The organism is Kitasatospora sp. NPDC048296, assembly GCF_043201815.1.
Taxonomy (GTDB): Bacteria; Actinomycetota; Actinomycetes; order Streptomycetales; family Streptomycetaceae; genus Kitasatospora.
Genome location: NZ_JBICZB010000065.1, coordinates 1 through 11,507, shown reverse-complemented (window position 1 = coordinate 11,507; position 11,507 = coordinate 1). Strand labels below are relative to the sequence as shown.

Here is an 11,507-nt window from a genome sequence, read left to right as displayed (position 1 = left end):
CCGCGCCACCGCGGCCTCGCCGCGCCGGTATCCGGGGGCGAACTACCATGAAATGCAAGGTTCTCTTGATCCCCGCACCTGCCCGCAGTGAGACGGTAGGGAGGCCGGCATGGAGTTCGGGAACGGATCCGGGCAAGTGGACGGCTCACGCTATCTGCCGATTTCCGAGCACGGCCTGATCGGTGATCTCCGCACCGCCGCGCTCGTCGGGACCAACGGCACCATCGACTGGTACTGCTGCCCGCGCTTCGACGCACCGAGCGTGTTCGCGTCCATCCTCGACGCCGACCGGGGCGGGTCGTTCGAGCTGGCCGCCGACGTGCCCGCGCGCACGCGCCAGTTCTACTTCCCCGACACCAACGTGCTGATCACGAGGTTCTACGCCGCCGACGGGGTGGCGGAGATCCAGGACTTCATGCCGGTCGTCGACGAGTCGCGCGAGGCCTCCCGGCACCGGCTGATCCGGCGGGTGGTGTGCGTTCGGGGAACCCTTCCGTTCGGAGCGCGGATCGCTCCCCGCTTCGGCTACGGCGCCGACCCGCACACCGCGCGCGTGCAGGCCCACGAGGCCGTCTTCGAGTCCCCGTCGATCTCGCTGGCGCTGACCTCCACCGCGCCGCTCGAGTGCGACGGCACGGATGTGTGGTCGCACTTCAAGCTCCTCGAAGGCGAGTCCGTGGTGTTCGCCCTCGACCGGATCGGCGACGACGTCCGCCCGCGGGCCTGTCCGCACGCCGAGGCGGAGGAGCAGTTCGAGGCGACGGTCCGGTTCTGGCGCCAGTGGCTGGGCCGCTCCCGCTACCGCGGCCGGTGGCGGGAGATGGTGCACCGCTCGGCGCTGGTGCTGAAGCTGCTCACCTACGTGCCGACCGGTGCGATCGTGGCCGCGCCGACGACCAGCCTGCCCGAGCGCGTCGGTGGTGAGCGCAACTGGGACTACCGGTACGTCTGGGTCCGCGACGCCGCCTTCTGCATCTACGCCATGCTGCGCCTGGGCTTCACCTCGGAGGCCGAGGCGTTCATGGGCTTCCTGTCCGAGCGGGGCATCATGCGGGGGACGGGCGCGACCGGCCCGCTGCAGATCATGTACGGCATCGACGGGCGCAGCGAGCTGCCCGAGTCCGAGCTGCGCCACCTGGAGGGGCACCTGGGGTCCGCGCCGGTGCGGGTGGGAAACGACGCCACCCATCAGCTCCAGCTCGACATCTACGGCGCGCTGATCGACTCCGTCTACCTGTACGACAAGTGGGGGCAGCCCATCAGCAGCGGCCACTGGGACGAGGTCGGCGCCGTGGTGGACTGGCTCTGCGACCACTGGGACCAGCCCGACGAGGGCATCTGGGAGACCCGGGGCGGTCGGCGGAACTTCGTCTACTCGCGGCTGATGTGCTGGGTGGCGATCGAACGTGCCATCCGGATGGCCAACCGGCGCGGCCTGCCGGCCGATCTTCCGCGCTGGCGGCAGAGCCGGGACGCGATCTACCGGCAGATCATGGGACAGGGCTGGTCGGCCGAGCGCGGGGCGTTCGCCCAAGGGCTGGGCGACGACGTACTCGACGCCTCCGTGTTGATGATGCCGATGGCCAAGTTCATCTCGCCCACCGACCCCAAGTGGCTCTCGACGCTGGAGGCGCTCACCGCGGACCTGGTCTCCGACTCGCTGGTCTACCGCTACGACCCGGAGGCCAGCCCGGACGGCCTGCGGGGCTCCGAGGGCACGTTCTCGATCTGCTCCTTCTGGTACGTCGAGGCGCTCACCCGCGCCGGCCGCCTGGAGGAGGCCCGGCTGGCCTTCGAGAAGATGCTCACCTACGGCAACCACCTCGGTCTCTACGCCGAGGAGATCGGCCGGACCGGAGAACAACTCGGCAACTTCCCCCAGGCGTTCACCCACCTGTCGCTGATCAGCGCCGCCTTCAACCTCGACCGCGCCCTCGGCTGAGTCCCACGGCCGACGCGGCCGTGCGCCGCGGACCACGTCGTCCCGGGCCGCCCGTGATCCTGCCACGGCGGGCCGTCGCGCGTGCCGACGAGCAGACTGGAAGGGCCGTCCCCTCCAGCCCTGCGACGACCCTGGGTGGTGAACCATGGCAGAGGCCACCGAAGCGGCGCGGACCGTGATCCTGACCGTGGACGACGATCCCGCGGTGTCGCGTGCCGTGGCCCGGGACCTCCGCCGCCGCTACCGGGACCGGTACCGGGTGGTCCGCGCCGAGTCCGGCGCGTCGGCGCTGGAGGCGCTGCGCGAGCTGAAGCTGCGGGGCGCGCCGGTCGCGGTGATCCTGGCGGACTACCGGATGCCGCAGATGAACGGCATCGAGTTCCTGGAGGAGGCGCTCGATCTGTACCCCGGGGCCCGGCGGGTGCTGCTCACCGCCTACGCCGACACCAACGCCGCCATCGACGCCATCAACGTCGTCGACCTCGACCACTACCTGCTCAAGCCGTGGGAGCCACCGGAGGAGAAGCTCTACCCGGTGGTGGACGACCTCCTGGAGTCGTGGCTGGTCACCGACGGTCGCACCGTGGACACCACCAAGGTCGTCGGCCACCGCTGGTCGGCCCGGTCCACGCAGATCCGGGAGTTCCTCGCCCGCAACCAGGTGCCGTACCGGTGGTACTCCAGCGAGGAACCGGAGGGCAGGCGGCTGCTGGCCGCCGCGGGGCAGGACGGGCGGCAGCTGCCGCTGGTGGTGACCCCGGGCGGCACCGCGCTCGTCGAGCCCACGGAACGGGACCTGGCCGCCCACGTCGGGCTGTCGACGACGCCCGCGGCCGACTTCTACGACCTGGTCATCGTCGGCGGCGGACCCGCCGGCCTCGGCGCGGCCGTCTACGGAGCCTCGGAGGGGCTGCGCACCGTCCTCGTGGAACGCGAGGCGACCGGCGGCCAGGCCGGCCAGAGCTCCCGCATCGAGAACTACCTGGGCTTCCCCGACGGCGTCTCCGGCGCGCAGCTCACCGAGCGGGCCCGCCGCCAGGCCACCAAGTTCGGGGCGGAGCTGCTCACGGCGTGCAAGGTCACCGGCCTGGAGGTGAACGGGGCCGCCCGCACGCTGCGCTTCGCCGACGGCTCCGCCGTCTCGGCCCAGGCCGTGATCCTCGCGACGGGCGTGTCGTACCGGCAGCTGGACGTGCCGGGGACGGCCGAGCTGACCGGACGCGGGGTCTACTACGGTTCGGCGCTGACCGAGGCGGCCGCCTGCCAGGGGCAGGACGTGTACATCGTCGGTGGGGCGAACTCCGCCGGCCAGGCCGCGATGTTCCTCGCCCGGACCGCCCGGCGGGTCACGCTGCTGGTACGGGCTCCGCAGCTGGCCGCCTCCATGTCGTACTACCTGCTCCAGCGGGTCCAGGAGGCCCCCACCATCACGGTGCGCACGGACACGGTCGTGGAGGCCGCGCACGGCAAGGAGCACCTGGAAGGGCTGACCCTGCGCAACCGGGCGACCGGGCGGACCGAGACCGTCGACGCCCAGTGGATGTACGTCTTCATCGGCGCCGCCCCGCTGACCGACTGGCTGGAGGGCACCGTGCTCAGGGACTCGCACGGCTTCGTGCTGACCGGGCCCGACCTGAGCGCCGACGGGGGCCCGCCCGCCGGATGGGTGCTGGACCGGCCGCCCTACCACCTGGAGACCAGCGTGCCGGGGGTGTTCGCGGCCGGGGACGTGCGCGCGGAGTCCGCCAAGCGGGTCGCCTCGGCCGTCGGCGAGGGCGCCATGGCCGTCATGCTGGCCCATCGCTATCTGGAGCAGTCATGACCACCGGTCCGGCCAAGTGCGAGGAGCAGGAGCTGCGGACCCTGTTCCTGTTCGAGAAGCTGGCCCCCGACCAGATCGCCCGACTGTGCCGGGACGGCCGTGTGGAGTGGTTCGACCCGGGCCCGGTGTACCGGGAGGGCGATCCGGCCGAGAGCTTCTACTCGCTCTTCCAGGGCACCGTGGTGCTCTCGCGCCGCGTGGGCGGCCAGGACGTGGACGTCAGCCGCACGTCCGTGCCCGGGGTGTACGCCGGTGCCTTCCAGGCCTACCTCGGCGACCAGGTGCCGCAGGTGTACAACAACTCGCTGCGGGTGACCGAACGGTCGAGGTTCTTCGTCCTGCCCGCGGAAGCCTTCGCGCGGATCATGCACGAATGGTTTCCGATGGCCGTCCACCTGCTGGAGGGCCTGTTCTTCGGGTTCAAGAACACCCAGCAGGCGATCGGCCAGCGGGAACGGCTGCTGGCCCTCGGCTCGGTGACCGCCGGACTGACGCACGAGCTCAACAACCCCGCTGCCGCCGCCATGCGCGCCACCTCCGCGCTGCGGGAGCGCATCGCCCGGGCACGCCGCGAGTTCGGCGAGCTGGCCGCCGAGCCGAACCGGGGCGAGGGCCTGGCCCACCTGAGCGAGCTCCAGGACATGACCGTCCGCCGGGCGGGGCAGGCCCCGCCCCTCGGCCCGCTGCAGGCCGCGGACCTGGAGGACGAGGTCGACGACTGGCTGGAGGAGCACGATGTCGCCGACGGCCGGCAGCTGGCCCCGGTCCTCGTCCAGGCGAGCCTGGGCACCGACTGGTTGGACGACATCGCGGGCGCGGTCCCCGAACACCTGGTGGGCAGCGCACTGAACTGGCTGGGCTGCACGGTCGAGGCCGAACTGCTGCTGGGCGAGATCGAGGACGCCATCCACCGCATCTCCGCGCTCGTCGGCGCGGCGAAGCAGTACACCCAGCTCGACCGGGCCCCGTACCAGAACGCGGACGTGCACGAGCTGCTGGACAGCACGCTGCTGCTGCTCGCCGCGAAACTCGGCCCGGACATCACCGTCGTGCGCGACTACGACCGCACGTTGCCCTGCATCCCCGGCTACCCCGCTGAGCTGAACCAGGTCTGGACGAACCTGATCGACAACGCCGCCTGGGCCATGCGCGGCGACGGAGGCGGGGGCGGCACGCTGACGGTGCGCACCGCACGGGACGGGGACCGGGTGCTGGTCGAGTTCCGCGACACCGGCCCCGGCGTGCCCCCCGACGTCCAGAGCCGGGTGTTCGACCCGTTCTTCACCACCAAACCCGTCGGCGAAGGCACCGGACTGGGCCTGGACATCGCCTGGCGCATCGTCGTCAACCGGCACGGCGGGGACCTACGGCTCGATTCCACCCCCGGCGACACCCGCTTCCAGGTCCGACTCCCGATCGACCCCGCACAGCCCGACACCCCGCAGGAGTCCCCATGAGCACCGAGAACCCGATCGACCCCACCGTGCCGCCGAGCGGCGTCGGGTGCGTCGAATGCGAGGCCGCGGCCGGCTGGTGGTTCCACCTGCGGCGCTGCGCGCGCTGCGGCCACATCGGCTGCTGCGACGACTCTCCGGCGAGGCACGCCACGGCGCACGCCGAGGCGACCGGCCACCCGGTGATCCGCAGCTTCGAACCGGGCGAGAGCTGGTTCTGGAACTACGACACCTCGGAGCTCTACGAATCGGGGCCCGAGCTGGCCGCGCCCGACAGCCACCCCCTGGACCAACCCGTCCCCGGGCCCGTCGGCCGGGTGCCGGCCGACTGGCAGGAGCGCATCGGCTAGCTAGGCCGGCTGACGGGCCTCGGTGATGAGGGTGTAGAGCTCCACGATGACCCCGTCCCTGCAGTGGGCGATGTCCATGCCGGTCACGACCGACGGTTGGACGTCGAGAAGGTTGCGACGCATGAGGTCGGCGACGCTGCTGGTCACTGGTTTCTCCCCTCGGGGGCACTTGAGCATTCAACTCGAAGGCTGGACCTTTCAGCTTGAAGGCTCAAGTCAATCACCGTGCGGCAGATCGGCGCCGCCGCTCGGGACGGTCAGCGCGCGGGAGAGTCGATGCGCTGCAGGATGCGTTCGGCATCCTGGCCGAGCCGGCGCAGGCGCTCGCCGGAGAGGTTGTCCACGACGAGGTGACGGACGTAGGCCACGTGGCCCGGGGCCGCCGACTCCAGCATGCTCACTCCGGCGGGCAGGAGGATGGCATTGGTGAAGCGTCCGTCGCTCGGATCCGGCTCCCGCCGGACGTAGCCGCGACTTTCCAGTCGCTTCACCATGTGCGACAGGCGGGAGAGTGAGGTGCTGGTGTGCTCGGCCAGCGTGCTCATGCGCAGGGTCCGGTCGGGGGCCCCCGAGAGGACGGCGAGGGTCATGTACTCGACCATGCTCAGCTCCGCGTCGCGCTGGAGCTGAGCGTCGATCGCCCAGGGGAGCCTGGTGACGAGGCGGACCACCGACATCCAGGAGGCGAGCTCGCCCGACGTGAGCCACAGGTCCGCGTGCTCGTCCTTCTCCGCCTGCGGCGCCTGGTCGTGGGTCGTCATTTTTCGAGCGTATCAGTCCCATCCTGCGGGTGAAATGGTCAGGAAGACGTCTGCCTGCCAGGGCGGAATCGCTTGAATGTTCATTCTCCGGCGCGGGCGCCGTAGCCGCGAAGCAGTGCGCGCAGGATGCCCGTCAGGCAGGGGGCGACGTCGACGACGGCATGGGCGAGGTCCGGGTCCGACTCGTAGAAGCGGCGCAGCTCCGTTCCCGGGGCGGCCATCTGCCACAGCGCCCCGGCCATCGCCGTGGCCGTGGCGACGACGTCGAGGGCCTGCGCCGGGTCCAGCGGGACCGAGCGGCGCAGCGCCTCGCCGACGGCCGTGGCCTCGGCGACGGCCGTCAGTTTGAAGGCACGGACGGCCTCGGTGGAGACGTTGCGCTCCAGGTTGATCGGGGTGTGGGCGAGCAGATCGCAGAACAGCGGCCGCGCCACCAGCGACTCGGCCAGCAGGCCGGCGACGGCGTTCGCGTCGCCGCTCGGGGCGTTCCCGTCGTCCGTGCCGGGCGCTGCGACGGCGAGCTGCTCACGTACCGCTTGCGACCACTCCACCCACCCGGTGGCGGCCAGTCGGAGGAAGATCTCCTCCCGGGTCTCGAAGTAGCGGAGCATCGCCGACTTGTGCATGCCGACCTCGTCGGCGATGTCGGTCAGGGTCACCGATCGGATGCCGTCCGCTGTGGCCAGGCGGGCTGCCGCGTCGAGGATCGCGGTCTCACGGGCGCGCATGGCGCTCGAGTACTCGAAACGGCAGATCGCCGACGCCGATGCCTGGCAGGCCGTCTCGGCCTCCGCAGACTTCGGCGCGGAATACCCGGTCGAGCTCCCGGCGGGCGCCGAGCAGGAGCGGTCGGGCCTGATGTGAGAGAGGCCGGGATTGGTGTGAGACTGGGCACGAAAGGGGTGATCCCCGTGTCGGACCCACCGCACGTGTCCGCCGGTTCCGACACTGCCGTCGACGAGCACCGGCTGGAAGAGCTGATCATCGAGGCACAGACGGCCCTGCCGTTCGAACTGGTCGGCCTGGCGAACCGGTGCGCCGCGGCGCTCGGCCTGGACGCCGCGCTGATCTACCTCATCGACCTGCAACAACGGCTGCTCGTCCCACTCGACGAGGCCTTGGAGCCGTTGCCGGTGGAACGCTCGCCGGCCGGCTGGGCCTACCGCAGGGTTTCCCCGCAGGTGGCGGCCAACGACGGCGGCGTGATCGTCTGGATGCCGCTGGTCGACGGTGCGGAGCGGCTGGGCGTGCTGGCGGTGCGGACCGCCGCGCTCACCGGGGTGCGGATGCGCCGCAGCCGGATGCTGGCCCATCTGTTCGCCATGCTGATCACCTCCAAGCGCACCTACAGCGACTGGCTCGCCTCCCTCGCCCGGACCGAGACGATGGGGTTGCCCGCCGAGATGCTGCGGGCCTTCCTGCCGCCCCACACCGTCGGCAGCAGCAGGTGCGTCTCGACCGCGGTCCTGGAGCCGGCGTACGACGTCGCCGGTGACGCCTTCGACCATTCGGTGATCAAGAACGTGCTGCACACCATGATCCTCGACTCCATGGGCCACGATCTGACCGCCGGCCTGACCACGTCGGTCGCCATGGCGGCGGCGCGCAACGCCCGCCGCGCCGGCGGCGCCCCGGCCGACATCGTCGGCTCCGTCGACCAGGCGCTCGCCCACTGGCTGCCCGACCACTTCTGCACCGGCGTGCTGTGCCGGCTCGACGCGGAGACCGGGGTGCTGCACTGGGTCAACTGCGGTCACCCGCCGCCGCTGCTGATCCGTGCCGAGCGGGTGCTCCACGGAGCGCTGGACAGCCCCCCGCAGCCCCCGATCGGCCTGGCCGGCCAACTCGCCCCGCCGACCCGGCAGGTCCACGAGACGACCCTGGAACCGGGCGACCGTGTCCTGCTCTACACCGACGGCGTCGTGGAGGCACGCGACACGGAAGGCGCGGAGTTCGGCCTCGACCAGTTCACCGACTTCATCATCCGCTCCTCCGCCGCCGGCCAGCGCCCGGCCGAGGTGCTGCGGCTGCTCATCCACGCCATCCTCGACCACCAGCGCAACCAACTGCGGGACGACGCGACCATCCTGCTCTTCGAATGGCACCCGTACGACTGGTGACGCGGTGGTGCGGCGCATGCTCACCTCTGTCGGACGGTAAGGCGCCCCCGCGGCCGAGCGCCGTGCGTGGCCCGCCGTCGATGCGGCGGGCCAGGGGTCAGGGGCCAGGGGTCAGGGGACGATCCTCACCGACTCGTCCCGTGGGTGGTGGAGCCGGTGGAGGCCGGCGTAGGCGGGGCTGCCGGCGAGGAGTTCCTCGTGGGTGCCGTGGGCGGCGACCCTGCCCTGTTCGAGCAGGACGATCTGGTCCGCGTCGCGGACCGTGAGCAGGTTGTGCGAGATGATGATCGTCGTGCGGCCGGCCATCAGCAGGTGCAGCGGGCCCATGATCCGCCGGGCCGACTCGGCGTCCAGGCCGGTGGTGGGTTCGTCCAGGACGAGGACGGGCGCGTCCCGGACCATCGCACGGGCGATGGCCAGACGCTGGCGCTGGCCGCCGGAGAGGAGTCGTCCGCGCTGGCCGACCACGGTGTCGTAGCCGTCGGGCAGCCGGCTGACGAACCCGTGGAGGTCCGCCGCCCTGGCGGCCGCCAGGATCTCGGCCTCGGTCGCGTCCGGGCGCCCGTACGCGATGTTCTCCCGGACGGTGCCGTGGAAGACCAGGGTCTCCTGCAGGACCACGGCGACGTTCTCGCGCAGCTCGGTGAGCGACAGCTCGCGCAGAGCGACACCGTCGAGCCGGACCGTGCCGGCGGTCGGGTCGTAGAAGCGGAGCAGCAGCTTGGCGACGGTGGACTTCCCCGCACCGCTGGCACCGACCAGGGCCAGCGTCTTCCCCGGAGCCGCCCTGAAGGACACCCCGGACAGTGCGGGCGCCGCCGTCTCCGGGTAGCTGAAGGTCACGTCGTCGAACTCGATCCCGCCCTGGGCGCGGCCGATCGACCGCGGGGTCGGCGGGTCGACGACCTGCGGGCGCTGGTCGAGCAGTTCGATGATCCGCTCGGCGGCTGCGGAGGCGCTGTAGAAGGTGTTGCCGAGCCCGGACATGCCCCGGATCGGGCTGTAGAGCCGGCTCAGCAGCGCGAGGAAGACCATCAGGCCGCCGAGGGTGAGTCGGCCGCGGACCAGTTCCCACGTCCCGAGGCCCATCACCGCCAGGCCGCCGAGCAGCTCGATGAACTCGACCGTCGGTGCGTAGAGCGCTCCGATCCGGGTCGAGGCCATCGCGGCGTGGTACCGGCCGATGCTCTCGCGCTGGAACCTGGCGTGCTCCCAGTCCTGGCGGTTGTACGCCTGGACGAGCGCGATGTTGCCGAGCGCCTCTTCGGTGACCGCGCTGATCGAACCGCCGCGCCGGCGGCGTTCGCGCGAGGCCGCCCGGATCAGCTTGGCGAAGCGGCGGGCGGTGAGGACGAACAGCGGTGCGGCGACCAGCGCGGTCAGCGTCAGGTCCCACCGCAGGGCCAGCAGCAGGCCGACGTAGATACCCAGCCGCGCCACCTCGCCGATCGCGCTGACGATCCCGGAGAGCAGGAAGGTCTCGACCGCGTCGACATCGCCGGTCACCCGGGACAGTACGTCGCCGAGCTGCCGCCGCTCGAAGAAGCCCAGTGACAGGCCCTGGATGTGCCGGAACACGTCCGATCGCAGGATGATCAGGAAGCGCTCGCTGACCCAGGTGGAGGTCACCCGGCCGGCGAAGCCCAGCACTCCGGAGAGCAGGGCCAGCCCCGCGTAGGCGAGGGCGATCGGCAGGAACAGGCTCAGCCTGTGCGGGATGAGCATGTCGTCGATCACGATCTTGAACAGCCAGATCTCCGCCGCCTCGATCGCCGGTCCCACGGAGACCAGGACGAGCAGCACCACCAGCCAGCGGCGGCCGCCCTTGGTGTAGGGCCAGAAGCGCCGGAAGACCTCCCGGAGCGGGACCGGCGGTGCGGCGGCGACCAGGGCGTCGGAACTCTCGACGACGAGCAGCCCTCGCAGAACCTCGCGGAGAGTCCGTCTTCGCGTCATCTCACGGTCTTCATCTCACGGTCATCCCGCTTGCTGCCCGGTACGGGTCACCTCGCTGAAGCCTGCCACCGGGCCTGGAACCCGCGGGGTGGCACGAACCGGATGGACCGGGCGGGCGAACGGCAGGCCGGGCACGAAACATGCCCGGCCCGCTGTTGCAACGAGTTGCAAGCGTTCAGCTACTGCGGACGTCAGTACCAGCCGCCGCCGTAGCCACCGCCGCCGCCGCGACCGCCGCCGCCACCGCCGTGGCCGCCGAAGTCGCGGCCGAAGTCGCGGCCGAAGTCGCGGTCGAAGTCGCGGCCGAAGTCGCGGTCGAAGTCGCGGAAACCGTAGCCGCCGTAGCCGCCGCCGCCGTAGCCGCCGCCGCCACCGCCACCGTGTCCACTAAACCTGCCGAGGTCACAGAGGTTTGCGAGGAATCCCATGATCAAACCTTCCTACGATTCCCCCTCAAACCATCGTTAATCCGGGCCCGTGGCATCGCAAGCAGAATCCGGGAAAAGATAGATAATTAAAATTTCGTCAGAATATCACACTTGGCTGATCATGCTAGAAGCATCGTCGGCAAAATAAAGCCAAAGCTTGGTTGAGCTCAAGTCAACAGGGCCCGTGCCACGCGGGTTGCGCGGGCGCGGGCCCTGTCGGGGTCATCCTGGTGGTCCCTGTCCGGCCCCCAGGGTGCGGGGGGTCAAGGTCGCCGGTGTTGCTGGGGGTCGGTTTAGTACCAGTGGTGGTTCTGCCAGAAGGTCCAGGCGGCGTTGGGGCTGCCGTAGCGGGTGTTCATGTAGTCCAGGGCCCACTTGATCTGGGTGCGCGGGTTGGTCTTCCAGTCGGCGCCGGCGGAGGCCATCTTGGAGGCGGGCAGGGCCTGGCCGAGGCCGTAGGAGCCGGAGCTGGGGTTGGTCGCGGTGACGTTCCAGCCGGACTCGTGGGAGATGATCTGGCTGAACGAGGCGAGCTGGTCGGCCGGCACCATCTGGGCGGCGATGGCCTGGGGGGAGGCGTCGGCGGCGGAGGCGACGGCGGGGACCACGGCGGCGCCCAGGGCGGTCAGTCCGGCGGTGCCGGCGAGGATCGCGGCGGAGGTACGCATACGCAG

At 71.1% G+C, this 11,507-nt stretch carries 12 protein-coding genes; 6 read left to right on the top strand and 6 right to left on the bottom strand.

Annotated elements, in window-relative coordinates; translation table 11 throughout:
- The first annotated feature begins 109 nt into the window (after positions 1 to 109).
- The 4 genes from ACGF12_RS29725 to ACGF12_RS29710 all read left to right on the top strand — a co-directional run bounded on the left by ACGF12_RS29725 (position 110) and on the right by ACGF12_RS29710 (position 5,568).
- Entirely contained in the window at positions 110 to 1,942 is a 1,833-nt protein-coding gene (locus tag ACGF12_RS29725; RefSeq protein WP_393036629.1) for a glycoside hydrolase family 15 protein, read from the top strand.
- A gap of 145 nt (positions 1,943 to 2,087) precedes the next feature.
- Positions 2,088 to 3,764 (top strand): FAD-dependent oxidoreductase, encoded by a 1,677-nt coding sequence (locus tag ACGF12_RS29720; protein WP_393036627.1) that lies wholly within the window; start codon positions 2,088 to 2,090, stop codon positions 3,762 to 3,764.
- Positions 3,761 to 5,221: an ATP-binding protein gene (locus ACGF12_RS29715; protein WP_393036624.1), complete on the top strand. Its 1,461-nt coding sequence runs from the start codon at positions 3,761 to 3,763 to the stop codon at positions 5,219 to 5,221. Before ACGF12_RS29720 ends, ACGF12_RS29715 begins: the two co-directional genes overlap by 4 nt.
- On the top strand, positions 5,218 to 5,568 hold the full coding sequence (locus ACGF12_RS29710) for a UBP-type zinc finger domain-containing protein (RefSeq protein WP_393036621.1): 351 nt from the start codon (positions 5,218 to 5,220) through the stop codon (positions 5,566 to 5,568). Before ACGF12_RS29715 ends, ACGF12_RS29710 begins: the two co-directional genes overlap by 4 nt.
- On the opposite strand, the gene ACGF12_RS29705 is transcribed toward ACGF12_RS29710, so the two are convergent.
- The 3 genes from ACGF12_RS29705 to ACGF12_RS29695 all read right to left on the bottom strand — a co-directional run bounded on the left by ACGF12_RS29705 (position 5,569) and on the right by ACGF12_RS29695 (position 7,057).
- Positions 5,569 to 5,715, bottom strand: coding sequence for a hypothetical protein (locus ACGF12_RS29705; protein ID WP_393036618.1), 147 nt, complete (start codon positions 5,713 to 5,715; stop codon positions 5,569 to 5,571).
- Positions 5,716 to 5,825: 110 nt separating this feature from the next.
- Positions 5,826 to 6,329: a MarR family winged helix-turn-helix transcriptional regulator gene (locus ACGF12_RS29700; protein WP_393036615.1), complete on the bottom strand. Its 504-nt coding sequence runs from the start codon at positions 6,327 to 6,329 to the stop codon at positions 5,826 to 5,828.
- An 80-nt stretch (positions 6,330 to 6,409) separates the two neighbouring features.
- On the bottom strand, positions 6,410 to 7,057 hold the full coding sequence (locus tag ACGF12_RS29695; RefSeq protein WP_393036612.1) for a TetR family transcriptional regulator: 648 nt from the start codon (positions 7,055 to 7,057) through the stop codon (positions 6,410 to 6,412).
- On the opposite strand from ACGF12_RS29695, the gene ACGF12_RS29690 reads away from it, so the two are divergent.
- Both ACGF12_RS29690 and ACGF12_RS29685 read left to right on the top strand, forming a co-directional pair.
- On the top strand, positions 7,056 to 7,193 hold the full coding sequence (locus ACGF12_RS29690) for a hypothetical protein (RefSeq protein WP_393036609.1): 138 nt from the start codon (positions 7,056 to 7,058) through the stop codon (positions 7,191 to 7,193). The genes ACGF12_RS29695 and ACGF12_RS29690 overlap by 2 nt on opposite strands.
- Before the next feature lie 38 nt (positions 7,194 to 7,231).
- Complete coding sequence (locus tag ACGF12_RS29685) at positions 7,232 to 8,449, top strand: PP2C family protein-serine/threonine phosphatase (protein ID WP_393036606.1); 1,218 nt, start codon at positions 7,232 to 7,234, stop codon at positions 8,447 to 8,449.
- A 111-nt stretch (positions 8,450 to 8,560) separates the two neighbouring features.
- Here ACGF12_RS29685 and ACGF12_RS29680 read toward each other — a convergent pair whose 3' ends face one another.
- The 3 genes from ACGF12_RS29680 to ACGF12_RS29670 form a co-directional block, all read right to left on the bottom strand.
- Complete coding sequence (locus ACGF12_RS29680) at positions 8,561 to 10,405, bottom strand: ABC transporter ATP-binding protein (RefSeq protein ID WP_393036603.1); 1,845 nt, start codon at positions 10,403 to 10,405, stop codon at positions 8,561 to 8,563.
- 191 nt (positions 10,406 to 10,596) lie between these two features.
- Positions 10,597 to 10,833, bottom strand: a complete 237-nt coding sequence (locus tag ACGF12_RS29675) for a hypothetical protein (protein WP_393036600.1) — start codon at positions 10,831 to 10,833, stop codon at positions 10,597 to 10,599.
- Positions 10,834 to 11,126: 293 nt separating this feature from the next.
- On the bottom strand, positions 11,127 to 11,501 hold the full coding sequence (locus ACGF12_RS29670; protein ID WP_393036704.1) for a transglycosylase SLT domain-containing protein: 375 nt from the start codon (positions 11,499 to 11,501) through the stop codon (positions 11,127 to 11,129).
- Positions 11,502 to 11,507: the final 6 nt, after the last annotated feature.